The sequence below is a fragment of the Rhodococcus sp. ARC_M6 genome, assembly GCF_022810305.1.
Classification (GTDB): Bacteria; Actinomycetota; Actinomycetes; order Mycobacteriales; family Mycobacteriaceae; genus Rhodococcus_F.
This window is the reverse complement of sequence record NZ_JALGQH010000050.1, coordinates 1-25,082: the sequence shown is the minus strand read 5'-3', so window position 1 is coordinate 25,082 and position 25,082 is coordinate 1. Positions and strand designations below refer to the sequence as shown.

Genomic DNA, 25,082 nt, shown 5'->3' with positions numbered 1-25,082 from the left:
GGTGGCAATGGATTTCGGTCGCATCACGCTGGCCGACGACCTGGTTCTCTATCTGTTCGGAACACCGGGTCAGCGGCGCTTCTGGTTCATGTGGGACGACCTCATCACCGGCGCTATCGGGGCAGTCATCCTCGTCGACACGCGGCGGCTCGAAGAAAGTTTTGCGGCTGTCGACTTCTTCGAAGCCCGTGGGCTTCCGTTCATTGTGGCGGTCAATCGTTTCGATGGAGCACCGATCCATTCTGCACACGACCTTCGTCAGGCGTTGGCGTTATCTGATCAGATTCCGCTGATCGAGATCGACGCACGCGACCGCGCATCCGCTAAACAGGCTTTGATCACAGTCACCGAGTACTCGCTCGAACGCCTTGCTACCGCAGCACTCGCTTAACACCATTGCATCGAAAGGAACCAGCATGTCGGATGAAATGCATCATTTCTCGATGGGACTCTGGCTGCTCGGACTCGCCTTCGTCGTTTCCGTCGTCGGATCGGTTGTCGGGTTGGCGTGTACACGTCAATCCGCGGAGACCAGCCGCTCTACGACTCGGATGCTGTGGTTGCTCATGGGTGCGTTGTCGATCGGCGGCGTAGGAATCTGGCTGATGCATTTCATCGCGATGCTCGGGTTTTCGGTACCCGGCAGCCCCATTCGATACAGTCTGGCGTGGACGATCGTCTCTGCCGTGATTTCCGTGACCGGCGTGTTCATCGGCCTGTTGATCATCGGCACCGAGTACCGCTTGAGCAAGCTTCTCGCCGGCGGTCTCGTGGTGGGGATCGCGGTCAACGTGATGCATTATCTGGGTATGCGCGCCTTTCGCTTTCAAGGCGAGATTCACTACAACATGTACTTTGTCGCGTTGTCGGTCTTGATCGCTGTTGTCGCCGGTACCGCAGCGTTGTGGTTCACGATGGTCCTGGAATCCACGGTTCTACGTTTCATCGGCGGTGTGATCATGGGAATCGCCGTCGTCGGAATGCATTACACGGGTATGGCCGCGGTGCGCGTGGTGCACGATCCGTCGGCGCCGGCGCCCGAAGGCATCGGGGTGTTCGCGTTCCTGTTTCCCGTCTTCGTGCTCGGACTCCTCGCACTGGCCGTGCCGATCGTCGCCATTATGACGGCTCCCGACCAGCTAACTGCCCAAATGGACGCCGATGCTGAAGATCTCGCTTTCGAAGCTCTGGAGTTCGCTGACCGGTAATGATCGCTGCTGCTGTGGCCGCGATTGTCCGCTCGCTGTCGCGGGACAGTCTGTCCAGGGCCTCCTGCGCCGCTGTACCGGGAATTTCCGCAAGTGCCTGTGTGATTCGCAGTCGCGTGGGCACGTCATCTGTGGTGTCGAGCTTTTCTTGGAGGGCCTTTGCTATGTCGAAGGTTGGAGATGCCACCTCCGTCAACAGGCCCAATGCCTCGGCAGCCTCGACATCGCGCCGTCCTTCGGAAACCATGTCGAGGAGTTCAGGTAGTGGCTCGACGCTTCCGCGAGCTCCGAGAGCGAGGGCAGCGTCGTCCCGGACAGCGGAATCCGAATCATTCAGCGCACGTTGCAGATGTTCCGTCGCCTCTGCGATGTCGATGGCTGCGATCGCAGCAGCAGCCCGCCGCCGTACGCCGACCTTCTCCGAGTCGAGACCTTTGGCCAGGGCCGCGAGTCCCTGACCGGCAACCCTCGCCAACGACCACTGAAGTGCACCAGCCACATTGGCGTCGTCTTCCGACAAGAAGGCCTCGACCAGAGCATCGACAGGTAGCGACGCTGTCGCGTTCTGCGACAGGATCGCTTGTTGCGGTGCGCCGCCGACTCAGATTCGAATGCTCGCAACAGGGCGACAATGCGCAGAACGTCGTCCCACTCCGCTGGTGAGGCCGCGTCGACGCGTTCGAGCTTCGTGAGTAGTTCTTCCTCCGCAGCGATGCGCGCCCGCGTGTGCCGCATGAGGTCACCCACCAAATCGGCTGGTGCAAAATCAGGCTCGTCCAGCGCGCGCTTGGCATCGTTCAGAGAGAGCCCCAAAGTCCGCAGACTCTCGACGTGGAAGAGACGCCGGATGTCGTCGGCAGAGTATTCGCGGTAGCCGCCGGACGTACGGCCCGTGGGCTTCACCAGACCCAACGCGTCGTAGTGCCGCAACATGCGCGTGCTGACGCCGGACTGACGTGAAACCTCGCCGATCAACATCTCATCTCCTACATCTCCTAGCCGACGACTGCGACGCGCTTCGCCATCTCGAGTGAGAGGGTGAACGTGCTGTCAGGGTCGAGGTAGAGCTGCTTTGTGGCTTCCGCATGGGCGCGAATGTCTGGATCGGAACTAGCTCCAGCTGTGTCGAGCACCGGCAGGACGGGTTCTCCGAGTCCCACCATCGCACGGCTCAGACTCAGCTGCATCTGCCGGTCACCCCGTCCGAGTTCGGTTGCCAGATCGGACGCGAGCGTTGCCTCGTCGCCGGGAGGCACCAGTGCCGCGGCCGTCCGCCACGCAGTGCGCGCGATCTCGTCGTGCGGGTCGTGCAGAAGTGCAACCACCGCGGGCCAGGCGAGCCGATCCCCGATCTTCGACAGAGTATGCAGCGCCTGACTGCGGGCCTGCACGGTGCCGGACTCTAGCTCTTGGACCAGTCGCGGCACCGTGCTCTCAGCCGGCAGGCGGCACAACGCCCAGGTCAGCATGTCGCGGACGAAGAAATCCGGTTCGACGGCACACCGAACGACCAGAGCGTCCCGGAATTGCGGATCGGGGTGTGTACCGGCAGTCAGCGCTGCCCGTAGCCGAACCGATGGGTCGGCTGAGGCCAGAGCATTGACGAGGTGAGCATTCGGCTCACCGTGGTTGGTTGTGTTCAAGACAACCACCTCCTTCGTCGACCAGTGGAGTCCTTGTCACTGTGTCAAGGTCAAGTCTGGCGACTACTTTCGCCAAAACAGATGGTGGTTTACGCCGCTGGGGCTGGGGATGACCTCGAGGTTGAAACGGTCGAGCAGTTCGTCGGGCGACTCCCAGAGTTTCAGTCCAGACCCGAACTTCATCGGTGAGACCGCCACATGCATTGTGTCGACAAGATCAGCGTCGAGGAACTTCCGGATGGTGCTCACTCCGCCGCCGAGTCGTACGTCCTTGTCTTGCGCGGCCTCTCGCGCCTGTTCCAGGATTGTTGCCGGGTCGCCGTCAACGAAGTGGAACGTGGTGTCGGACAGCGTGAAAGATGGACGCGTGTGGTGAGTCATGACGAATACCGGAGTACGAAATGGGGGTTCGTCGCCCCACCAGCCGAGCCACTCGTGGTCCTCCCAGGGGCCGCGTTGGGGACCGAACTTGTTGCGGCCCATAATCTCGGCGCCGATGTTGCGGTCGTAGTCTCGCGTGAAGTAATCGTCGAGGCCTCGGCTGCCACCGGGATCGGTGCGCATTGGCCAGCTGGCCGTGGCGCCGGCCCAGGCGAACATCTTCCCAGGATCGAGTCCGAACGGACTCTCGAAGCTTTGGTCGGGTCCGGCAGCGATTCCGTCGCTCGAGATGTTGAAGTTCTGGACTCGCAGTAGCTGGCTCATTTTGTTCTCCGTCACTGTCAATGATGGTGGTCCTGAGGTTGAGACTCGGTGGGGAAGCAAAACTCATCGGCACCGGTCCGAATTCCGAACCATTGCAGCAATCGCCGAGTCGAGAGACAGACACCGGTGCCGACACCCCTGATGAGAGGGATGGGAACGCGCGCACGCCGGGGGTTAGCCGGCGCGTCGGGTGAGGAGGTCAGGGTTGACCACTCGCGTGGCTTGGGCCAGGGCGATGACGATTAGTCCGTAGATCCACACCGAGTACGCCCAGGGGCTGTGGGTGACCACGGTGACGCGGGGGTCGTCCCTGGTCCAGTAGGTGCAGCGCACGCCGGCAGGGAACAGCTCGTACTCGTGGGACCAGGCGATATTGGGATGAAACCTGCTTACCAGGTCTGGGTCTGGTGGTGGGAGCCGGTCGGAGGGGAAGCCATCCGGCACGTTCCCGTCACGCAGGGAGCAGGTATAGCCGGGGAAGTCGTTGTAGTCGTCGATGCCGGCGAACCCGAGGAAGGCGATCGATCCACAGATCGACAGCAGCACGGAGGTTGCAGCCGCAGACCTGCGTGTGTTTCGACCAGTGGCGCTGAAGGACAGCCAGATAATTGTGCCCAGTAGCGCAAGCACCAGCCCGGCCGGAGACAGGAGTGGAGCGAGGAATGCCTCCACGGACACCTCCCACCCAGCGTCGGTTGTTCTTTGGTGCGAGGGTAGTCATCGGTGATGGAGGCGTGGTTGTGGGGCCGGCCGCAAGGAGGATTTCCTTGGCTTCCGGTGATCGTCTTCTGACATTCAGTGTTCAGAAGTGCTGTGCACGACCAGCTTGTCAATCTGTTCGCGGAGGATATCGCCGTGACCTGCGTGCCTGGCGAACTCTTGGATCATGAGAAGCAGTGTCCATCGCATGCTGACGGTTCCCTCGCGGGGAGTGTCCATGGTGTCGTCAAGATCGAAGCCGGACGCGATCTCACGTGATCGTTGGCTTGCGCGCTCGAACTCGGCGATGACATCTGCCAGCGACTCGTCGTCGGCGACAGCGAAGGTGCCCTCGTCGCGGCGCGAGTATCCATCGCATTCGGATTCACCGAGTCCCGCCCAGAACCGCTGGAACCAAATCCTTTCCGCGGCAGCAGCATGCTTGATCAAGGAGATCGGTGTCGTCAGCGATGCGACGAGCAGCCGGCGGGCGTCGGCATCGGAGAGGCCGCGGGCGGTCTCGATGAGCGCTTCGCGGTTGCGGTCGAGCATGTTCTCGATGATCGACCGCTCCATGCCGGTGGTAATTATGTTGGTGGACATAAGTTTTCACTCGATTCTGTAGTTTGGTTGGTTAAAAGCCGTTCGCTGTCTCGGTCGGGCGGAGTTACGAAAAACTGGAATCCAAGGCAGCGAACCTTCCGGCGCCGAGAAACGGGCCTCGTGATAGGGAGGGGGCGATCCGATTGCAGTCGGGGAACGTGCGCTTGGAAGTGCCGCAAGAATGGCCAGCGTCAACATCGCGGCCGAGGCAGTCAGAGAACTCTGCTTCCGCGCAGCGTATCGCATAGCGCAATTTTGGGACAGGAATCCTCGCCTTGAACGACGCTGGGTATCCCAAGTGTTCGCAAGCTAGCCGCGACCCAAATCCGGACAAACCTGCCATTGCGGCGCCAATGTCGTAACGTGATACGGGTCACCACTTCTACCGATTGGTTGGAGAGGTCTATGTCAACCACAGAAATGCTCGAGCTCAGGCGGACCGTCGACAACCTCCGGCATTGTGTCGCGTCGCTGCAGTCGTTGTACGGCGACGCGCCAGCAGTACGCAGGTTGGTCAACGATGTGGAGCGGCTCGAGATCGATTATGTCGACCTCGAAGTATCGCCGCCGCACCTGACGCATCACAGACCTGTCGAGCGGATTCAAGTGCCCGACACCCCGTACGACGCGTCGATGTGGCAAGGCGCCGACGACGAGGGTGTAGGTGGCCACCCGGCAGATCACGACACATGAGTGCGCCGCCGGTCGATGCCGACGGTGTAGGCGCGCCCTCGCGTGCGCGGATCGCTGCGCGCACGCTGCGAACCGATCGGTGGTGGCAGGCGCCGCTGCTGACGGTGCTGGGCTTGTCGGTGTTCGTCGTCTACGCGACGATCCGCGCCTTTGTCCGAACTGCGTACTGGGTCGAGGATTATCACTATCTGACCCCGTTCTACTCACCGTGCCTGAGTGATTCGTGCGCGCCGGGTTCCAGCGATTTCGGCACACCCATCGGTGAATTGCCGATGTGGATCCCGCTTGGATTTCTGGTACTGCCGTTCCTGCTGGGATTCCGGCTTACCTGCTACTACTACCGCAAGGCCTACTACCGGTCCGTCTGGCTGTCGCCGCCGGCATGCGCTGTCGCGGAACCGCATCGCACGTACTCGGGTGAAACTCGGCTTCCGCTGATCATCCAGAACTCGCATCGGTACTTCTTCTATGTCGCACTTCTTGTGTCGATGATCAATACCTACGACGCGATTCGCGCGTTTCGCGGCGCCGACGGTGGCTTCGGGATCGGGCTCGGCACACTGATTCTGGTCGTCAATGTCTGCTTGCTGTGGGCGTATACGGTCTCCTGCCATTCATGCCGTCACGTCACGGGTGGGCGGCTCACTCACTTCTCGAAACACCCGATCCGCTACTGGTTGTGGACGCAGGTGAGCAAACTCAACACTCGGCACATGCAGCTGGCCTGGACCACTCTCGGCACGCTGATGATCACCGATTTCTACATCATGCTCGTTGCCAGCGGAACGGTGAACGACCTGCGTTTGTTCAATTGACCGCCGAACCCGGTAGGGGGAGTACATGACCGAAGTCGAACGGCACAACTACGACATCGTAGTGATCGGGGCGGGGGGAGCCGGGCTACGTGCGGTGATCGAGGCCCGAGAGCAGGGACTCTCTGTTGCCGTGGTCTGCAAGTCGCTGTTCGGCAAGGCCCACACCGTGATGGCTGAGGGCGGGTGCGCTGCCGCGATGGGTAACGCCAATGAAAAGGACACATGGCAGACGCACTTCCAGGACACCATGCGCGGCGGCAAGTTCCTCAACAACTGGCGGATGGCGGAACTGCATGCGCGCGAGGCGCCGGATCGGGTGTGGGAACTGGAAACCTATGGCGCACTGTTCGACCGGACTCCCGACGGCCGGATCAGCCAACGCAACTTCGGTGGGCACACCTATCCGCGTCTCGCTCACGTCGGTGACCGCACCGGACTCGAGATCATTCGGACGATGCAGCAGAAGATCGTCTCGCTGCAGCAGGAAGATTTCGCGGAGACCGGCGACTACGAGGCCCGTATCAAGATCTTCGCCGAATGCACTATTTCGGAACTGACGAAGGACGGAGGCCGCATTTCCGGAGCTTTCGGATACTGGCGCGAAAGTGGCCGCTGCGTGCTGTTCGAGGCTCCGGCGGTGGTCATGGCGACCGGCGGAATCGGCAAGTCTTTCAAGGTCACGTCCAATTCGTGGGAGTACACCGGAGACGGTCACGCATTGGCCCTGCGTGCAGGTGCCAACTTGATCAACATGGAATTCGTCCAGTTCCACCCGACGGGCATGGTGTGGCCGCCGAGTGTCAAAGGCATCCTCGTGACGGAGGGTGTGCGCGGCGACGGTGGGGTGCTCAAGAACTCCGAGGGCGCCCGCTTCATGTTCTCGTATATCCCACCGGTGTTCAAAGGCCAGTACGCGGAGACGGTAGAAGAAGCCGACCGCTGGTACGACGACCAGGAGAACAACCGCCGCACCCCCGATCTATTGCCCCGCGACGAGGTGGCCCGCGCCATCAACACCGAGGTCAAGGAGGGGCGCGAAACCCCGCACGGTGGCGTGTATCTCGATATCGCGTCCCGAATGCCGGCGGAGGAAATCAAGCGTCGCCTGCCGTCGATGTACCACCAGTTCAAGGAACTCGCAGACGTCGACATCACCAAGGAACAGATGGAAGTAGGCCCCACCTGCCATTACGTGATGGGTGGTATCGAGGTGGACCCCGACACCGGGTCTTCGAGCGTGCCGGGATTGTTCGCGGCCGGGGAGTGCTCCGGCGGAATGCACGGCTCCAACCGCCTTGGCGGAAATTCACTGTCTGACCTGCTGGTATTCGGCCGACGCGCCGGCCTCGGCGCTGCAACGTATGTGAAATCGCTGCCCGCACGCCCGGTGGTGGCTCCGGCCGACATTGATGCGGCGGCGCGAATGCTGCTCTCGCCGTTCGAGACTCAGGGCAGTCATGCTGCACTCGAGAATCCGTACACTCTGCACACGGAACTGCAGCAGACGATGAACGACTTGGTGGGCATTATTCGCACCGCCGAGGAAGTGGAGCGTGCGCTGTGCACACTCGACGAGATCAAGGTACGCATCGGTGCCGTGGTGGTGGAGGGACATCGGCAGTTCAATCCGGGGTGGCACCTGGCGGTGGACCTGCGAAACATGGTGCTGGTCAGCGAATGTGTGGCGAAGGCCGCGTTGCTGCGGACCGAAAGCCGGGGCGGGCACACCCGGGACGACCATCCGGCGATGCAGGCCCAGTGGCGTAACACCCTGCTGGTGTGCGCCGCAGTGGGGGATATGGCCGCGCATCCGGACGCCGCCGTGCCGGAGGTGGTGGTCACCTCGGAGCCTCAGTCATCGATGCGACCAGATCTGTTGGCGCTCTTCGAGATCGACGAGCTGGCCAAGTACTACACCGATGCCGAACTCGCCGGCCATCCGGGAAGGAAACCCTGACATGAGCTACGATGCGAAATTTCGGGTGTGGCGCGGCGATGCCGACGGTGGTGATCTGCAGGACTATTCGGTTCCAGTGAACGAGGGCGAGGTAGTGCTCGACATCATCCATCGCCTGCAGGCCACCCAGACTCCGGACCTGGCGGTGCGGTGGAACTGCAAGGCCGGCAAATGCGGATCGTGCTCGGCGGAAATCAATGGGCGGCCCCGCTTGATGTGCATGACGAGGATGTCGACCTTCGCCGAGGATGAGGTGGTGACGGTGACGCCCATGCGGGCGTTCCCGGTCATCCGCGATCTGGTCACCGACGTTTCGTTCAATTACCGCAAGGCGCGTGAGATTCCGTCGTTTACACCGCCGACCGGGTTGGCTCCGGGTGAGTACCGGATGCAGCAGGTCGACGTCGAACGTTCGCAGGAATTCCGTAAATGCATCGAATGCTTCCTGTGTCAGAACACCTGTCACGTCGTGCGTGATCACGAGGACAACAAGGAAGCGTTTTCCGGTCCGCGTTTCTTCATCCGCGTCGCCGAGCTCGAGATGCATCCTCTCGATACGGCGGACCGCCGGGATGCCGCCCAGGATCAGTTCGGTCTTGGTCTGTGCAACATCACCAAATGTTGCACCGAAGTGTGCCCGGAGGGCATCAAGATCACGGACAACGCGATCATCCCGATGAAGGAACGAGTAGTGGACCGACGCTACGACCCGTTGGTGTGGCTGGGTAACAAGCTCTTTCGTCGCGGCGGTGACTGACGTCGATCGGGTCTCGGCACGTAGCTACTACGGAACGTAGTAACGTAGATCACGTTGGATGTCGACATCTTGTCGATATGATGTCGACACAGCGTCGACAAAAGTGGACGTGATCCGTATCGACTCCCTGGGAGCTTCCCGATATGTTCCTCGCTCTGCGTGAGCTGTGGTTTGCGCGCAACCGATTCCTCCTGATGGGCGCCGTAGTCGCCCTGATCTCGATCCTGATGGTGATCCTGTCGGGACTCTCGTCCGGCTTGGTGAACGACGGCGTGTCCGCGTTGCAGCGGACGCCGATCCAGGCCTTCGCTTTCGAGCAGGGGACGAAAACGGACTCCGCGTTCTCGCGCTCGGTCGTTACCGAGGAGCAAGCGCAGGCGTGGCGCGCACAGCCTGACGTCGAAGCGGCCGAACTCTTCGGGAACATGATCGTCAACGCCAAGACAGGCGGCGGTACCCCGGTCGACCTCACACTTTTCGGTATCGAACCGGGGACTTTCCTCGAACCGGCCCCTGCTGAGGGAGCGGCGTTGCACGCCGACACCGACATCATCGTCAGCACTACCCTTCGTGATGAGGGGGTCGAGCTCGGCGACACGGTCATCCTCGATCGGCTCGGTACCGAGCTGACGGTGGTCGGATTTACCGAGGACAAGCGCACTTTCGGGCACGTCGACGTCGCCTACCTGCCGTTGCGCACGTGGCAGGAAGTGCACGCGGGCGCAAAGCTTGGTGAAACACCGAGCGCCAGTGCATATTCCGAAGCCAGCGTCATCGCTATTCGTGGCACGAACGACGTGGTTCCGAACCTCGCTGCGGGGGATGCCGCAGCCGGGACGTCGACGAAGATACTCGAGGACTCCTTCGACTCGTCGCCGGGATTTTCCGCCGAAATGATGACGATGTCGATGATCAAGGCATTCCTGTATGCAATTTCCGCCCTTGTGGTCGGCGCGTTCTTCAGTATCTGGACCGTGCAGCGTGGTCGCGAACTGGCGGTCATGCGCGCAATGGGCGCATCCACCGGATTCCTGTTGCGCGACGGACTGCTGCAGGCTCTCGTCGTGCTCCTCGGATCCATCGGGGTCGGTGTCGTGCTGGGAGTCGGTCTCGGCTCGGGACTCGAAGGCGGTGGAATGCCGTTTGCGCTCGAATCCGGCCCCATCGTCAACGGCGCGATACTGCTCGCCGTACTGGGCTTGATGGGCGCAGCTGTTGCCATCGTCCGTGTCACCCGTGTCAATCCACTCACCGCGCTGGGAGAAAACCGATGACCACCATAGAAAAGACCACCACCGGACTCGCGCTCACCGCAGTCAGCCTTCGATTCGGCGACGGAGATTCCACCGTGCTTGCCCTCGACGACGTGAGCTTGGAAGTGCCACGGGGCGAGCTAGTCGCGATTGTCGGACCGTCGGGCGCCGGAAAGTCGAGCCTGCTCGCGGTTGCCGGTGGCCTCGGTCGTCCGTCGAGTGGCTCGGTCTCCATCGACGGCCTCGACGTGACAGGAATGCCCAATCGCGCCTTGGCCAAATTACGACGCGACAAGGTCGGGTTCGTATTTCAGTCCGGGAACCTCATTCCGGCACTGACGGCGCGCGACCAACTGCGGCTTGTCCCCAAGATCACGGGACGGCCAGGTCGTGACGTCGACGATCTCCTCGAGTCAGTAGGCATGAGCCATCGTGGCGACCGGCGGCCCGGGCAACTCTCCGGCGGTGAACGCCAGCGAGTCGGTATCGCGCGGGCACTGATGAGCAATCCGTCGCTACTGCTCGTAGATGAGCCGACAGCGGCACTCGACCGTAAGCGCAGCCATGAGGTCGTCGAACTGCTGGCTCGCGAAACCCATGACGCGGGCGTCGCTACGATCATGGTGACCCACGATCATGACGTGCTCGTGCACTGTGACCGCATCCTCGAAATGGTTGACGGTCAACTGCTTCAACACGAGTAGGCAAATACGAGGAGGTTCGGTGCCGAGAATCGCTGCCGCGACTGTCGGTGAGCATCGCGCTGCTCAGCGCCGTGCGCTCCTCGATGCCGCCCACGCTCTCCTGTCCGAGAGCCCGGATCAGCCGCCGGGACTCGGCGAGGTGGCCGCGAAGGCTGGTCTTGCCCGGTCCAGCGTGTACCACTACTTCCGGTCTCGAGAGGACCTACTCAGCGCTGTCGTCGAGGATATGTTCCCGCGCTGGAACGGCAAGATCGTCGAAGCAATGGCCGGAGCCGACGACCCGGTGTGGGCGTACGTCGATGCGAATCTCCAACTCGTTGCCGACGGTGAGCATGCGATCGTCGGGGCGCTGGCAACGCTGACGCCGCAGACATTTCGCGATTCACGGATCATGGAGATGCACGACAGCCTGGTGCTTCCCCTGGTCGATGCGCTCCGTACTAAGGGCGTGCCGGACCCGAAGTTAACGGCCAAACTGATCAACTCGCTCGTACATACGGGCACCGAGTTGATCGAGTCCGGTCAGAGCATCGAGCAAGTTCGGGCAGCGGTCCGCGACGTTCTGGGGCGCTAATACCAGTGCCTGTTCAGGCGAGCCGCAGCCTGCCGAGGCCGAGCCTGGATGTCCGGTCGACTCCTCGGGGATCGACCGGACAGTCGATTGCTCAGCTTCCGCTGGAACCGCCGGAGCCGTTCTCGCCGGCCAGTCCGTCGACGGGATCGGTGGCATTCGTCGGGGCTTCGGTGGACGGGAAGAAGTACCCGGTGGCCGTGGTCTTCAGCGACGTGCCCGTGGTGTTGGGCACCTTGGCTCGCCAGTTGACGATCGGATTGAGCACTCCGAACGGACCGCACCCGGTGGCGCCCGGTAGCGCGAAGTCGGTGTCGGCGGTCTGGACGTTGGTGAGTGCGGCTGTTCCCACGGGATACGCGGTGGTGACATCGGTTTCGGGCATGTCGCCGGGCTGGTTTGCAGCCTTGAGTTCGAATACCACGGGGGATTCCTTGGACCCGATGTAGCAGTTGTCGCCGAGGAACGCATTTTCGATTTTCATTCGCACCGGCAGCGTGAACTCGTACGTGGTGAGGTTCTCGCCGATGATCGGCACCTCCACGGCCTGGACCGTCGCCTTCACCCCGGCCAGACCGAACAGGTTGTTGAATGGCAGGTCGATGCCGAGTACGCCGCCGGGAACGGTCATCGGCTTGCTGTAGACGCCCAGGTAGCCGTCGTCGCGCGGAATGAAGTCCGTCTCGCCGAGATTGCCGGCGATGATCATGTCGCCGTTCGCAATTGGCAAGTTGAACCCGTTGTTGGCGAAGGTTCCACTGTTCACCACGACGGACAGGCAGCCTTCGGTGAGGACCGGATCGCAGACGGCACCACCCGGGATCGGAACGATGGGGGCAGCCGACGCGGTCGGCGCGATGAGGGTCATCGAGGCGCCCACGGCACCTCCGATCATTGCCAGGCGAGAGAGCTGCTTGCGACGTTTGGGGGCAGTACTGTTAATCACTCGTTCTCCTTGAGGTCGGTGTAGAAACCGTTCGAACGCCTTGCAGCGCGAGACGATGAAGCGACTGAGAAAATCTTGTGATGCACTGAGCAAACGCGGGGCTTTCTGCGACATGCTTGTTTTGACGGCAACGTAGGAGTACACCGACGCCCGCTTATGCGACCGTGATCACGAGTAACGGCTATTGGTTTTGTACCATAGTTTGCAACTGTGCCAATAAAGATTGGCCAATAGAATTGCAATCAACTGCTCGTGACGCCATTGCTGCGACCAGATTCGGATATCGGACCGAGGGCAACTGGGTGTCCCTCATCTACCGAGCATTAGGGGAAATTTCCGCTGGATCGACAAGTTGGAGGTACAGATCGTGCTTCTCCGGCCCATTCGACAGTCTGTATCCAACATCAAGTTTGTGGTGGCCGACTGTCAGTTCACGAGAACTGGCCCATTTCTGCATTGCTCCGAACGTGTGCCCGATGTCTTCGACGCGTCCGTCGTGGCGTGCGAAGACGTACCGACCTGTTGGCATCGTCATGGTGACTGGTCCCTCGGGGTGGGACGTCTCCGAATCGGCGTGCAGAATGCCGACAACTTCGTGATAAACGCCATCGCCTAGATGGGTGCTGATCTCTGCATAGCCTTCTGCCGGGACAGCAATGCCAGGCTGCGTTTCGAGAAACCGTTTCCAGGCATTGGGCACGAGAGTGCTGAGTTGTTCGAATGGTCCCATGACCGGCCAGCCGGAAATGATCGTCAAGGGTCGCTCGACCAGCTTCATTGCGGCTCACTTCGGCGATGAACGGAAGTTGTGCTCGGATGCACGAAACTCCGCATCACCAGGCGGTGGTGCGGAGTGTGACCGTATCCCACAGTCGCTTGGCACAACTGCGAACGACCGGAACGGTTTTCAGTCGTGGTTGGTTACCCAGGTGAAGCCGTCCGGGTCGGTGAATATCCCGGCGTCGCTGACGATGACGATGCGGTGTGATCCCGTGCCTTCCGGGGAGACGCCGGCATCTTTCGCGAGGGCACGGCGCCCGTAGAGCGCGACCTTGACGGTTTTCTCGGGGCTGGAGAATTCGACGTACTTGCGTCCGAAGCTCTTCGCTACTTCGAGGCCGTGGTCGACGTAGAACTGTTTGCTTGCCTTGACGTCCTCGACTCCGAGAAGAAGCACGAGGTCGTCGATCTCTCGGGTTGCCGGTCCGGTGTCCTTCTTCGAGGAGGTCGCAACTTTCCAGATCGCTCCGTCCGGTGCTTGGACCACGCCGCCATAGCCCCAAAAACTCTTTTTGGCCGGTTTCAGCGTCGTTGCGCCGGCGTCGAGAGCGGCTCCGAGGAAAGCGTCGACAATGTTCGGCTGGGATACGACGAGTGAGAGTGTGTAACTGCGGAATCCGGCGGTCGGTGCTTCCGCGGCTCTGACCTTCACGTGGTCCTCGACACCGAAGTTCTTGTAGAAGACTTCGGCGGCTGCGGGGTCGGAGACTTCGAGAGTTAGGTATTCGATCGTGATCATGTCACTTCACCTCGTTGATCCGGATCAGGTTGCCGGCTGGGTCGCGAACGGCGCAGTCGCGGATTCCGTACGGCTGCTCGATAGGTTCCTGGACGATCTCGGCGCCGCTCGCTGCGAGCTGCGCGAATGTCGCGTCGAGGTCGGGGGTCGCCAGCGTGAGGATGGCGTACGTTCCCTTGGCCATCATCTCCGTGATGGTGCGGCGTTCGTCGTCGGTGATTCCGGGGTCGGCGGTCGGCGGGTGCAGTACGAGTGAGGTGTCGGGCTGGTTCGGGTGGCCGACGGTAATCCAGTGCATCCCGTTGTAGCCGACGTCTTTGCGAACGTCGAAGCCGAGAATGTCGCGGTAGAAGGCGAGCGAAGCCTCGTGATCGATGTGGGGGAGGAAGGCGGAGTGGATGGTGAGGTTCATGGAAATGACGCTAGTTGCCGGATCGCGTGGGCGCTTCTTGATTCCTGATCGGTTGTGGCTAGATCTGGGATCGGGTCAGGAGCCTCTCGGCGAGTCGTCGACCGGCAAGTTCGGCCTGCCATCCCGCGGTCAGGAGTCGTTTCGACATGGCCTGCTTGGTGATTCCGAGTTGGCGCGCTGCTGCAACTTGAGTGAGGCCGGCATCCATCAAGGCGATAGCTTCACGTCCGTCCGGGGTTTGGCGGATCACGATTGTGCCCAGCAAGGTGAATGCACCGTCGATGTCGGCGGCACGTTCGGCCAGGGTTGCATCGGCCGGTGCCTGTTCGACGGCGATGCGTGCCGGGGCCTTCTTGGCGCGCTCGACGGCAATGCGGGCGGCTTCGAATGCGGGACCCCGACCGGCGCGTGTCTGGGCCGGAAGTGGTTCTTCGACGGGACCCAGTCCGATTCCGACACTCCAATATTCGCGTCGTAGGAGGTCGAGTACCAGTTTCACCACGAGGTGAGGGTCGTCGGTGACGGCCTGAATTTCGTCACCGGCAGTCCGGTCGAATGGGCGAAGGAGGGGAGCGGATTTCAGATCGTGGAGCACGCTCTCGACGCGATCGATGTCACGGCGACTGCGCCGTTGGTCTACCGTCAACACGAACATTGGTCAATAGTAAGAGGTTGACTATCGCAAGTCAATCCTTAACAGTTGACTTTGCAAGATCAATATCAATGGGTTGACTTGTAGAATATTGCTTCAGATCCGCAGTCGTCTTCCGTGCATCGAACAGCAATCCACCGATCCCGACGGCTATGCAGATTCCCGACAGAATGAGCAGTCGCGGATCGGCTTCGCCGGACAGGGCGTCGCCGAGGACGACGATGCCAACCGTGCCGGGCAGAATCCCCACCATGGTGGCCAGTACGTAGGGCGTCAGACGGATGGACGAGATCCCACAGCAGTAGTTCACAACGGAGAAGGGGGCGAACGCGATCAGTCTCAGTGAGCCCACTGCCAGCCAGCCGCGCTTCTCGATTCGTTCGTCCACTCGCCTGATCGTCGGACTCGATATCCGTTGCCAGACGACGTCACGGCCGATGGCGCGCACCAAGTAGAGGGCAAGGATTGCGCTGACTGTCGTAGCCGCAATAGTGAGAGCGATGCCCATCGCAGAACCGAACAGAACGCCGGCGCTCAGAGTGAAGATTGTGCGCGGAACGGGCGCGACAGTCACAAGTGCGTGAACTAGAAAGAACACGAGGGGAAACGTCGGTCCGACGGAATCTGCCCACTCGCGCATCTGCGACACCGTTGGGTGGGGGGCCAGGAGTGCTACGGCGAACAGACCGAGCACAACCAGGACTATCGCGATCAATCTTCGGTCCAACAGGCGCCGCATCACAGGGCCTAAGGCTACCGGTGCCGGTGCAGAACGCTCGCGTTCATTGTGTAAGAAACCCGAGAATTCACGCCACGATCATCATCATGTGATGAACGCCACTGCCTCGTCGAGGTAGGTGACCTGCACTGTCCTGCTCAATGAAACTACTCGCCGGTAACCCGCAAACATGCTGAACAATCGCTAGGTAAGGACTGGGAAATTGACCTGGGGTGTGCTGCATCTGCGGGTTCAGGCAGTAACAACAGGCCCTAGCAGACTCGCTCGTTACGAACGTGACGTGATCCTCACGATAAGTGCGTCCTGACGCGGGTTAGCATCACAGAACTAACGAAGAAAACCGATTACCGGTATAACGCTCACGCACAATGAGAGGCAGCGGACACAGTGTCATTAGCTTCAGAAGCCGAGGCTGTCGAGCAGGCATACGCGGAGTGGCAACGCTCCGTCGCCGGAGTGCTCGCCAAGTCCCGTCGAGTCGACGCAGCAGAACTAGGCCCCGAGCCGCAGAAGCTGCTCGAAACCGTCACCTACGACGGAGTCACTGTCGCACCGCTCTACAGTCCTCGCGACGAGCGCCCCGAGCAGACGTTGCCGGGCAGCTTCCCGTACGTGCGTGGCGTCGACGCCCACCGCGACGTCAACGCCGGCTGGTTGGTTTCCGCGCAGTTCGGAACCACCTCCGCCGCTGACACCAATCGCACCATCCTCGATTCCCTCGAGAACGGTGTCAGTGCACTCTGGCTCAAGGCCGGCGTCGACGGCGTTCCCGTCGCTGACCTCGCCGCAGCACTCGACGGCGTTCTCCTCGATCTCGCTCCGCTGACACTCGACGCCGGCGCCGAGGCAAGTGCAGCTGCTCGTGCAGTGTTGGCACTCCTCGATGCTCGCGCCGAAGCCGGCGACGGCGTCAGTGAACGCACCAGCATCCGCGTCCACCTCGGTGCCGCTCCGCTCACCAGTTCTTTCTCCGGTGCAGCCGACGTCGATCTGGCCGAAGCCGTCGAACTTGCAGCACTCGCTGCAGCTCGCACCGAAACCGTGCACGCGATCACCGTCGACGGCACCGCATTCCACAATGCGGGCGCCGGCGACGCCGAGGAACTCGGAGCCGCGATCGCAGCAGGCCTCGAATACCTGCGCGCACTCACCGCAGAAAACGGCTTGACCATCGGAGCTGCATTGCAGCAGTTGGCATTCCGCTACTCGGCTACCGACGATCAGTTCCAGACCATCGCGAAGTTCCGTGCCGCACGTCTCGTCTGGGCACGTATCGCGCAGGTTTGTGGAGCATCCGACTTCGGTGGAGCGCCGCAGCACGCGGTCACCTCGGCCGCGATGATGGCTCAGCGGGACCCCTGGGTGAACATGTTGCGTACCACCCTCGCTGCGTTCGGCGCGGGCGTCGGCGGAGCAGACGCCGTCACCGTTCTTCCGTTCGACGTCGCCTTGGCCGACGGCACACTCGGTGTCACCAAGTCCTTCTCGGCGCGCATCGCCCGCAACACACAGCTGCTCCTTCTCGAAGAGTCGCATCTGGGCCGCGTGCTGGATCCGTCGGCAGGCTCCTGGTACGTCGAGGACCTGACGCAGCAGATCGCCGCTACGGCGTGGGAGTTCTTCCAGGAAATCGAGGCAGCCGGTGGATACCTGGCCGCGCTCGAGGCGGGAATCGTCTCCGATCGCATCGCCGCTACCAAGGCCAAGCGCGACTCCGACATCGCACACCGCAAGACACCCGTCACCGGCGTCAACGAGTTCCCGAACCTCGGCGAGGATCCGCTCTCCGCGGCAGCCGTCGAGCCGGGTCAGGTAGTTGCCCGTTACGCAGCCGCTTTCGAGGCTCTGCGTGATCGCTCGGACGCGTTCCTGAGTGCCGGCGGTGCCCGCCCGACCGTTCTGCTCGCCCCCCTGGGCTCCGTCGCAGAACACAACGTGCGCACCACCTTTGCGTCCAACCTGCTCGCTTCGGGCGGAATCGACGCCGTCAACCCCGGTCAGCTCGAGGTTGGCGCCGACGCAATTTCCACAGCCGTCAAGGCTTCCGGTGCGACCGTCGCCGTGCTGTGTGGCACTGACAAGCGCTACGGCGAAAATGCCGCAGCCGCTGTCGCGGAACTCCGCGCAGCCGGTATCACCAAGGTGCTGCTGGCCGGACCGGAAAAGGCAGTCGCCGACGCTACGGGCGAGAACCGCCCGGACGGATTCCTCACAGCCCGCATCGACGCAGTCTCGGCACTGACCGAACTGCTCGACTTCATCGAGACGGGAAGCTCCAAGTGACGACACGAGAGGTCAAGCACGTGATCGGCAGTTTCGCCGAGGTCCCACTCGAGGACCCGCAGTCTCCGGTACCCACCCCGCCGTCGGCACAGCAGACGCAGGCACTCATCGAAGAGGGTGCCACCGCCAACAACTACGCCGCCGAGCAGGTTGTGTGGTCCACCCCGGAAGGTATCGACGTCAAGCCGGTGTACACCGGCGCAGACCGCGATGCCGCTGCGCAGTCCGGCTACCCGCTGGACAGCTTCCCCGGTGCCGCACCGTTCCTGCGTGGTCCGTACCCGACCATGTACGTGAACCAGCCGTGGACGATTCGCCAGTACGCCGGTTTCTCAACGGCTGCCGAGTCCAACGCGTTCTACCGTCGTAACCTCGCGGCCGGCCAGAAGGGCCTGTCGGTCGCCTTCGACCTCGCGACGCACCGTGGCTACGATTCCGATCACCCGCGCGTCGCGGGCGACGTCGGAATGGCCGGTGTGGCAATCGATTCCATCCTGGATATGCGTCAGCTGTTCGACGGAATCGACCTCTCGCAGGTATCGGTGTCGATGACGATGAACGGCGCCGTGCTGCCGATCCTCGCGCTCTACGTTGCTGCGGCAGCCGAGCAGGGTGTCAGCCCGGACAAGCTGGCCGGAACAATTCAGAATGACATTCTGAAAGAGTTCATGGTTCGCAACACCTACATCTATCCGCCCAAGCCGTCCATGCGGATCATCTCCGACATCTTTGCCTACTCCAGTGCTGAGATGCCGAAGTACAACTCCATCTCCATCTCGGGTTACCACATCCAAGAAGCCGGTGCCACAGCCGATTTGGAGTTGGCATACACCCTCGCCGACGGCGTCGAATACATCCGCGCCGGCCTCGAAGCCGGTATGGACATCGACACGTTCGCGCCGCGCCTGTCCTTCTTCTGGGCAATCGGCATGAACTTCTTCATGGAGGTCGCCAAGCTGCGCGCCGGCCGTCTCCTGTGGGCTGAACTTGTTGCCAAGTTCGATCCCAAGAACGCGAAGTCGCTGTCGCTGCGTACCCACTCACAGACCTCGGGTTGGTCGCTCACCGCGCAGGACGTCTTCAACAACGTTCCGCGTACCTGCGTCGAAGCCATGGCCGCTACTCAGGGCCACACCCAGTCGCTGCACACCAACGCGCTCGACGAAGCGTTGGCTCTGCCGACGGACTTCTCCGCTCGCATCGCCCGCAACACCCAGCTGCTCCTGCAGCAGGAATCGGGCACCGTGCGTCCCATCGACCCGTGGGGCGGCTCGTACTACGTCGAGTGGCTCACCAACGAGCTCGCCAACCGGGCACGCGCGCACATCGCCGAGGTCGAAGAGGCCGGCGGCATGGCTCAGGCCATCAACGAAGGCATTCCGAAGCTCCGTATCGAGGAAGCCGCAGCACGTACCCAGGCCCGCATCGACTCCGGTCGCCAGCCGCTGATCGGTGTCAACAAGTACGTTCCCGACGAGGCCGACACCATCGAGGTTCTCAAGGTCGAGAACTCCAAGGTGCGCAAGGAACAGCTCGAAAAGCTGGTTACCCTTCGCGCGGAACGTGATTCGGATGCCGTCGAAGCTGCGCTCGCGAACCTCACCCGCGCCGCTGCCTCCGCCGAAGGTGGCATGGAGAACAACCTGCTCGCCCTCGCCGTGGTCGCAGCAAAGGCTATGGCCACCGTCGGCGAAATTTCCGACGCCCTCGAAAAGGTGTACGGACGTCATCAGGCCGAAATCCGCACCATCAGCGGCGTATACCGCGACGAGGCAGGATCGGTGAGCAACATCAGCAATGCAATGAAGCTGGTCGAGAAGTTCGCCGAGGAAGAGGGACGTCGTCCCCGCATCCTCGTCGCCAAGATGGGCCAGGACGGTCACGACCGTGGCCAGAAGGTCATCTCCACGGCCTTCGCCGACATCGGATTCGACGTGGACGTCGGACCGCTGTTCCAGACCCCTGAAGAGGTCGCCAACCAGGCGGCCGACAACGACGTCCACGTAGTCGGTGTGTCGTCGTTGGCAGCCGGTCACCTCACCTTGGTGCCGGCATTGCGGGAAGCTCTGGCTGCGGCCGGTCGCCCCGACATCATGATCGTTGTCGGCGGCGTTATCCCGCCCGGCGACTTCGACGAACTGTACGAGGCAGGCGCTACGGCGATCTTCCCGCCCGGCACGGTCATCGCCGACGCTGCCAGCGGATTGTTGGAGAAGTTGGCCGTCGCCCTGGGTCACGATCTCACCTGAGAAGGGGTTCACTGAAGATGGCACGTAGGACCATCGACATTGATTCCCTTGCCGAGGCCGTGCGCGCCAACCAGCGCGCCGGCCTCGCTCAGGCAATCACCCTCGTCGAATCCACTCGCGACGACCACCGCGCCCTGGCTCAGCAACTTCTCCTGAAGTTGCTGCCCGAGGCAGGGGGAGCGCACCGCATCGGCATCACCGGCGTTCCCGGCGTCGGCAAGTCGACATTCATCGACGCGCTCGGAATGTACTTGCTGGGCAAGGGACATCGCGTTGCGGTGTTGGCAGTCGATCCGTCGTCCACCCGTACCGGCGGTTCCATTCTCGGCGACAAGACGCGCATGGCTCGGCTTACCGTCGAACCCGACGCGTACATTCGGCCGTCGCCGACGTCCGGCACGCTCGGTGGTGTTGCCAAAGCAACCCGCGAAACCATCGTGTTGCTCGAGGCCGCAGGCTTCGACGTCATCTTGGTGGAGACGGTCGGTGTCGGTCAATCCGAGGTCACCGTCGCAAACATGGTGGACTGCTTCACCTTCCTGACACTCGCCCGCACCGGAGATCAGTTGCAGGGCATCAAGAAGGGTGTCCTCGAACTCGCTGATCTGGTGGCCGTCAACAAGGCCGACGGAAAGCACGAACGTGAAGCGAAGGGTGCGGCTCGCGAACTCGCCGGGGCGCTACGTCTGATCTATCCGCACGACGCCATCTGGAAGCCGCCTGTCATCACGATGAGCGGCCTCGAGGGCCTCGGGTTGGACGAGTTCTGGGGAACCGTCGTCAAGCATCGTGAGGTGCTCACCGAAGCAGGTCAGTTCGAGGAGAAGCGTCGACAGCAGCAAGTCGACTGGACGTGGACGATGGTCAACGACCAACTGCTGCGCAGACTTTCGAGTAACGAGCGGGTCCGTGCGATCCGCGCAGATGTCGAGACGAGTGTGCGCGATGGCTCCTTGACGGCGGCGCTGGCCGCTCAGCGCATTCTCGACGCATTCGACGGAAGCAGCTAGAAGCGTTCGTCAGGGTATGGGCAGCGTGGTCGTTGAAATTCTCCGAGCTGGGGAACTGCAACGACCACGCTGCTTTGTTCTCGGGACTAACGTCAGATGAACCGCAGAGCATGCGCTTTTGCAATTGCTTCGTCCCGATTGTGTGCGTCGAGTTTCTTGTACACCGAACTTCGCCGCAAACACCTCCGGGCATGACCGCGCCGGAGGTGTTTGTGTGTGCGAGGTGACTATCGATTTTCGGGCTGGATCGAAGGTTCGTTGATTTCTTTCTCGACGGCTAGTTCGATGCCGGCGAACTCGCCCTGAGCTTCGGCTGCAGTGAGCTTGGAACGCTGCCAGGCGTAGACCAGCAGCGCGACCCAGGCGCCGAAGATGGCCACGTACCCGGCGACCGTGACTGCCCCGGTGATATCGAAGGACTTGAACATTTTCTGGGTATTGGTCAGAACGATCACGCCGCCGACTGCAGTGCCCAGCAAGGTCGCCGGTACTCGGCTGACCAGCCACGCTGCGAAGGGCGCGGCAATCACTCCGCCGAGTGCCAAACCTGCAACGACCAGGAGGTTACCGGCCGATTCGCGGCCCAATCCCACCAGGAATCCGAGTGAGGCGGCCGACGCGACCAGGAACTCCGACGCGCTGACCGAACCGATAACGGTTCGAGGAGCGGTCTTTCCGCGCGAGAGCAGTGTGCTGGTGGTGATGGGACCCCAACCGCCGCCGCCGGAGGCGTCGATGAAACCGCCGAACAATCCGAGTGGCGACAGGAAGCGCGCACTGTGCGGCGTAGTTCGCGCCTGCGCGGTAGCAGGCGGTCGCACCGAGAAGCGCAGTGCCACATAGACACCGATTGCAATCAGAATGGTGGCCGTGATCGGTACCGCGGCTTCGGTGGACAGGCCGGACAACACTGTTGCACCGATAAAAGCGCCGATCGCGCCCGGTACGCCGAGCTTGGCGACCAACTTCCAGTCGATGTTCTTGAACTTCCAGTGTGAGAGCCCGGAAGCCAACGTGGTACCGACTTCGGCCAAATGCACTGCAGCACTTGCTTGCGCCGGGCCGAGCCCGCCGATCATCAACAGGGTCGTCGCAGTGACACCGAATGCCATACCGAGAGCGCCGTCGACAAGTTGAGCGCCGGCACCGACAAGGGTGAACAACAGTAGGTTGAACATGAGGAAACAGACTCCGAGCGAAGTAGCGACAAAGTCAGGGGTGCAGGCAGCGAGAATCGCCGCTCAGCAACACGCCTGATCGAAGCATGCGCTACGACGAGTGGGCCAGAACGCCATCAATCCGAGCGCGAATGCCGGTGAGGCATCGTGGCTGGGAATCTGCACGTCGGGACCCTAATCTCTCGTTCGTTGGTTCACTGTCCTTCGGAGCATAACCGCTGAAGCCGTGGTCAACCCACAGCGCGGGCATACTTTCCCACACGGTGGACAAGTCGATCGAAAAATTCTGCCGGATCCGTGTTGACCGCAATATCCGCATTGGGTTCACGTTTCCAATGGCCCACCCAGTCGGCGACGGTGGTCCCGATCAGCAGTGGGCTCTCGGTTTCGACATCCACGGTTGCAGGCTTCATTGTTGCCAACGACGGATCCAACGCGACGGCAGCGGCAAACGGATCGTGCATATGGGCGAGAAAGCCCTGGTCGTAGTCCCGATGGAACTCCATGTAAAAGCGAATGGCGTCGGAAGTATGTCGGATGACGCTGTTGGATGCGCTGCTACGGACGTCGGGACCGTCGTCGGGGGAGATGATCTCTTCCGGGGTGCTGCCCGCAGCCTCGGCGAGTCGACGCACATGTTCCGGGAACATCTCGATGGACTCGGTGACGTTGAGGCCGCAGATGATCGGGCGCCGGTGCGCCGGTACGACGGAAAACGCGTCGAAGACTTCCTTGGCTGCATGTGGATCGACGGAGACGTTCCATTCGGCTGTCGGAGTTGTGTTTCCGGGGTAGTTGAAGGACCCGCCCATGACGATCAGTCGTTTCAGCAGATTCGGGAGGTCCGGTTCAACCCTGATCGCCAGAGCGAGGTTGGTCAGCGGTCCGGTCACCAGTCCGGTGATCTGACCCGGGTATTCGCGAACCAGATCCACCCAGAGTTCGGTGGCTGTCCGTACCGACAACTCGCGCCCGGAATCGGGAAGTATTGCGTGACCGATGCCTTGAGGTCCGTGAGTTTCCTCGGTGGTGCGCAGCGGGATCACCAGGGGCACTGTGGCGCCCAGTGCAACCTCGATCGCGGGGGCTCCGCAGAGCGCCAACCAGTTGAGGTTGTTGGCAGCGACCTGCTCGACGGGGACGTTCCCGGCCGTGCTCGCTATCCCCAGAATCTGGGCTTCGGGGCTGGCGAGGAGGTACAGGAGGGCAAGGGAGTCGTCGATGCCGGTATCGACGTCCACGATCAGTTTGTGCTGTTCATTCATTGCTGGCCGCCACAGTTGTCGGGGAGTTCAGGACCGGAAAGTTCACGGAACGTGCGATGAAACATTTGGCATGGGCAGGGCCGTGAAGCGCCGCTGCATTCTCGACCATCGATGAATCAGCCACCAAAACTGTTGGATGCAAGGTTACTTCGATGAACTGACCGTCCCCGTCTGCCTCCTCGATCATGGTGCCGACGGGCTGATCGGTGTAGTCGAGTACGACTACGCCGGCTTCGGCAGCAAGACCGAGGTACCAGAGCATGTGGCACTGAGCGAGTGACGCGACCAGCAGTTCTTCGGGGTTCCAGCGCTCGGGGTCGCCGCGGAACGACGCATCGGAACTTCCGAGCAGTTCGGGCTTTCCGTCTGCTGAGACGGAATGGTCACGCGAGTATGCCTGTGAGCTGGAGGTGCCGGTCCCCAGGTCGCCGGTCCACTGCAGATCCAGGGTGTAGGTATGCGACTTCACGGGTCTATCTTGCCTTGAAATCTCGAGTTGCCTGGCACCAACTTCGCGACAGTGGGGTCGATTGTGGGGCGATGTTCGTAATTGCACACAACTCGCGGGGGGATGGCGTTCGTCGAACTCTACGTACGGGCGACGCCCGGCTGGGGTACCCCGGCCGGGCGTCGCTGACATTGCACTTCAACCAGTGGAATGTGGAAGCTTATCGTTTTAGCACATCGTGGTCATGATCCAAAGATGGCGCCGAGGAATCCGAGTGACCCGGTCGACGGCAAGGTGGTGTCGGTGATCTCGATCGTCACCGCCAAGGGAGCGGACTCGCCGATGCTATTGGAGGCGATCACGGTGAAGTTGAATGTTCCTGCCTTGGTGGGTGTTCCGGTCAGCACCCCGGCTTTGGTGAGTGTGAGTCCGTCCGGCAATGGCCCGGTGGCGGTCACGTTCACCGGGCGAGGCTGTCCGGCGACGGTGAAGTCGTAGCCGTAGGACTGGCCAAGTACGCCGGTGGGCGGGGTTCCGGTGACGGTGGGTGTCTGTTCGATCTTGATCACCGACACCGAACGGCCATGCTCGTTGGTGACGTAGGCGTGTTTACCGTCGGTGGTGATGGCGACCGCGCCCGGACTCTCGCCGACCGGGATGGTGGAGGTGACGGTATTGACGGTGGGGGATGTGGGATCGGTATCGATGGTCAATACCGTGCCGTTCTCTCGGTTGGTGACGTAGGCGCGACTGCCGTCGGGTGTGAATGCGAT

26 protein-coding genes and 1 pseudogene are annotated in these 25,082 nt (G+C 61.8%); 12 read left to right on the top strand and 15 right to left on the bottom strand.

Annotation, left to right across the window (positions count from 1 at the left end; all coding sequences use genetic code 11):
- A partial coding sequence (locus tag MTX36_RS28600; RefSeq protein ID WP_243623043.1) for an ATP/GTP-binding protein occupies nucleotides 1-391 on the top strand: 391 nt, incomplete at its 5' end.
- Nucleotides 392-416: 25 nt separating this feature from the next.
- Nucleotides 417-1,208 carry an MHYT domain-containing protein gene (locus tag MTX36_RS28595; RefSeq protein ID WP_243623042.1) on the top strand — a complete coding sequence of 264 codons (792 nt, stop codon included), beginning with the start codon at nucleotides 417-419 and terminating at the stop codon, nucleotides 1,206-1,208.
- On the opposite strand, the pseudogene MTX36_RS28590 reads toward MTX36_RS28595, so the two are convergent.
- The 5 genes and pseudogenes from MTX36_RS28590 to MTX36_RS28570 form a co-directional block, all read right to left on the bottom strand.
- Nucleotides 1,120-2,186 (bottom strand): annotated as a pseudogene (locus MTX36_RS28590) (MerR family transcriptional regulator). The gene MTX36_RS28595 and the pseudogene MTX36_RS28590 sit on opposite strands and share 89 nt — an antisense overlap.
- A gap of 17 nt (nucleotides 2,187-2,203) precedes the next feature.
- The gene (locus MTX36_RS28585; protein WP_243623041.1) at nucleotides 2,204-2,860 is read right to left on the bottom strand and encodes a HEAT repeat domain-containing protein; all 657 of its coding nucleotides are present in this window, start codon (nucleotides 2,858-2,860) and stop codon (nucleotides 2,204-2,206) included.
- Nucleotides 2,861-2,914: 54 nt separating this feature from the next.
- A complete protein-coding gene (locus MTX36_RS28580) occupies nucleotides 2,915-3,556 on the bottom strand; it encodes a dihydrofolate reductase family protein (RefSeq protein WP_243623040.1) in 642 nt (213 codons plus the stop codon).
- Nucleotides 3,557-3,730: 174 nt separating this feature from the next.
- Entirely contained in the window at nucleotides 3,731-4,228 is a 498-nt protein-coding gene (locus MTX36_RS28575; protein WP_243623039.1) for a hypothetical protein, read from the bottom strand.
- Between the two features lie 123 nt (nucleotides 4,229-4,351).
- Entirely contained in the window at nucleotides 4,352-4,858 is a 507-nt protein-coding gene (locus MTX36_RS28570; protein WP_243623038.1) for a DinB family protein, read from the bottom strand.
- Nucleotides 4,859-5,263: 405 nt separating this feature from the next.
- Between MTX36_RS28570 and MTX36_RS28565 the strand changes: the two genes are divergently transcribed.
- The 7 genes from MTX36_RS28565 (at nucleotide 5,264) to MTX36_RS28535 (ending at nucleotide 11,611) form a co-directional block, all read left to right on the top strand.
- Nucleotides 5,264-5,551, top strand: a complete 288-nt coding sequence (locus MTX36_RS28565) for a hypothetical protein (RefSeq protein ID WP_243623037.1) — start codon at nucleotides 5,264-5,266, stop codon at nucleotides 5,549-5,551.
- Nucleotides 5,548-6,366 (top strand): hypothetical protein, encoded by an 819-nt coding sequence (locus tag MTX36_RS28560; RefSeq protein WP_243623036.1) that lies wholly within the window; start codon nucleotides 5,548-5,550, stop codon nucleotides 6,364-6,366. The genes MTX36_RS28565 and MTX36_RS28560 overlap by 4 nt, the downstream gene beginning before the upstream one ends.
- 25 nt (nucleotides 6,367-6,391) lie before the next feature.
- Nucleotides 6,392-8,323 carry a fumarate reductase/succinate dehydrogenase flavoprotein subunit gene (locus MTX36_RS28555; RefSeq protein ID WP_243623035.1) on the top strand — a complete coding sequence of 644 codons (1,932 nt, stop codon included), beginning with the start codon at nucleotides 6,392-6,394 and terminating at the stop codon, nucleotides 8,321-8,323.
- Between the two features lies 1 nt (nucleotide 8,324).
- Nucleotides 8,325-9,080: a succinate dehydrogenase/fumarate reductase iron-sulfur subunit gene (locus tag MTX36_RS28550; protein WP_243623034.1), complete on the top strand. Its 756-nt coding sequence runs from the start codon at nucleotides 8,325-8,327 to the stop codon at nucleotides 9,078-9,080.
- Nucleotides 9,081-9,223: 143 nt separating this feature from the next.
- The gene (locus MTX36_RS28545; RefSeq protein ID WP_243623033.1) at nucleotides 9,224-10,354 is read left to right on the top strand and encodes an ABC transporter permease; all 1,131 of its coding nucleotides are present in this window, start codon (nucleotides 9,224-9,226) and stop codon (nucleotides 10,352-10,354) included.
- Complete coding sequence (locus tag MTX36_RS28540; RefSeq protein WP_243623032.1) at nucleotides 10,351-11,037, top strand: ABC transporter ATP-binding protein; 687 nt, start codon at nucleotides 10,351-10,353, stop codon at nucleotides 11,035-11,037. Before MTX36_RS28545 ends, MTX36_RS28540 begins: the two co-directional genes overlap by 4 nt.
- Before the next feature lie 19 nt (nucleotides 11,038-11,056).
- Nucleotides 11,057-11,611, top strand: a complete 555-nt coding sequence (locus MTX36_RS28535; protein WP_243623031.1) for a TetR/AcrR family transcriptional regulator — start codon at nucleotides 11,057-11,059, stop codon at nucleotides 11,609-11,611.
- Nucleotides 11,612-11,702: 91 nt separating this feature from the next.
- On the opposite strand, the gene MTX36_RS28530 is transcribed toward MTX36_RS28535, so the two are convergent.
- From MTX36_RS28530 to MTX36_RS28505, 6 genes are all read right to left on the bottom strand, one after another.
- Nucleotides 11,703-12,554 carry a hypothetical protein gene (locus MTX36_RS28530; protein WP_243623030.1) on the bottom strand — a complete coding sequence of 284 codons (852 nt, stop codon included), beginning with the start codon at nucleotides 12,552-12,554 and terminating at the stop codon, nucleotides 11,703-11,705.
- Nucleotides 12,555-12,867: 313 nt separating this feature from the next.
- Nucleotides 12,868-13,332: an effector binding domain-containing protein gene (locus tag MTX36_RS28525; RefSeq protein WP_243623029.1), complete on the bottom strand. Its 465-nt coding sequence runs from the start codon at nucleotides 13,330-13,332 to the stop codon at nucleotides 12,868-12,870.
- A 129-nt stretch (nucleotides 13,333-13,461) separates the two neighbouring features.
- Nucleotides 13,462-14,073 carry a glyoxalase gene (locus MTX36_RS28520; RefSeq protein WP_243623028.1) on the bottom strand — a complete coding sequence of 204 codons (612 nt, stop codon included), beginning with the start codon at nucleotides 14,071-14,073 and terminating at the stop codon, nucleotides 13,462-13,464.
- 1 nt (nucleotide 14,074) lies between these two features.
- Nucleotides 14,075-14,485: a VOC family protein gene (locus tag MTX36_RS28515; protein ID WP_243623027.1), complete on the bottom strand. Its 411-nt coding sequence runs from the start codon at nucleotides 14,483-14,485 to the stop codon at nucleotides 14,075-14,077.
- Between the two features lie 58 nt (nucleotides 14,486-14,543).
- The gene (locus MTX36_RS28510) at nucleotides 14,544-15,140 is read right to left on the bottom strand and encodes a hypothetical protein (protein ID WP_243623026.1); all 597 of its coding nucleotides are present in this window, start codon (nucleotides 15,138-15,140) and stop codon (nucleotides 14,544-14,546) included.
- Between the two features lie 31 nt (nucleotides 15,141-15,171).
- Nucleotides 15,172-15,879: a TVP38/TMEM64 family protein gene (locus MTX36_RS28505; RefSeq protein WP_243623025.1), complete on the bottom strand. Its 708-nt coding sequence runs from the start codon at nucleotides 15,877-15,879 to the stop codon at nucleotides 15,172-15,174.
- Between the two features lie 384 nt (nucleotides 15,880-16,263).
- Between MTX36_RS28505 and mutA the strand changes: the two genes are divergently transcribed.
- The 3 genes from mutA to meaB are packed head-to-tail and all read left to right on the top strand — an operon-like array spanning nucleotide 16,264 to nucleotide 21,418.
- Nucleotides 16,264-18,159: a methylmalonyl-CoA mutase small subunit gene (mutA, locus tag MTX36_RS28500; RefSeq protein ID WP_243623024.1), complete on the top strand. Its 1,896-nt coding sequence runs from the start codon at nucleotides 16,264-16,266 to the stop codon at nucleotides 18,157-18,159.
- On the top strand, nucleotides 18,156-20,408 hold the full coding sequence (scpA, locus tag MTX36_RS28495) for a methylmalonyl-CoA mutase (RefSeq protein WP_243623023.1): 2,253 nt from the start codon (nucleotides 18,156-18,158) through the stop codon (nucleotides 20,406-20,408). Before mutA ends, scpA begins: the two co-directional genes overlap by 4 nt.
- A 17-nt stretch (nucleotides 20,409-20,425) precedes the next feature.
- Nucleotides 20,426-21,418, top strand: a complete 993-nt coding sequence (meaB, locus tag MTX36_RS28490; protein WP_243623022.1) for a methylmalonyl Co-A mutase-associated GTPase MeaB — start codon at nucleotides 20,426-20,428, stop codon at nucleotides 21,416-21,418.
- Between the two features lie 227 nt (nucleotides 21,419-21,645).
- On the opposite strand, the gene MTX36_RS28485 is transcribed toward meaB, so the two are convergent.
- The 4 genes from MTX36_RS28485 to MTX36_RS28470 all read right to left on the bottom strand — a co-directional run.
- On the bottom strand, nucleotides 21,646-22,596 hold the full coding sequence (locus MTX36_RS28485; RefSeq protein WP_243623021.1) for a sulfite exporter TauE/SafE family protein: 951 nt from the start codon (nucleotides 22,594-22,596) through the stop codon (nucleotides 21,646-21,648).
- A 230-nt stretch (nucleotides 22,597-22,826) separates the two neighbouring features.
- Nucleotides 22,827-23,861, bottom strand: coding sequence for a nucleoside hydrolase (locus MTX36_RS28480; protein WP_243623020.1), 1,035 nt, complete (start codon nucleotides 23,859-23,861; stop codon nucleotides 22,827-22,829).
- On the bottom strand, nucleotides 23,854-24,330 hold the full coding sequence (locus tag MTX36_RS28475) for an OsmC family protein (protein WP_243623019.1): 477 nt from the start codon (nucleotides 24,328-24,330) through the stop codon (nucleotides 23,854-23,856). The genes MTX36_RS28480 and MTX36_RS28475 overlap by 8 nt, the downstream gene beginning before the upstream one ends.
- Before the next feature lie 221 nt (nucleotides 24,331-24,551).
- Nucleotides 24,552-25,082, bottom strand: a 531-nt coding sequence (locus MTX36_RS28470; RefSeq protein WP_243623018.1) for a YncE family protein, incomplete at its 5' end; no start/stop codon positions are given.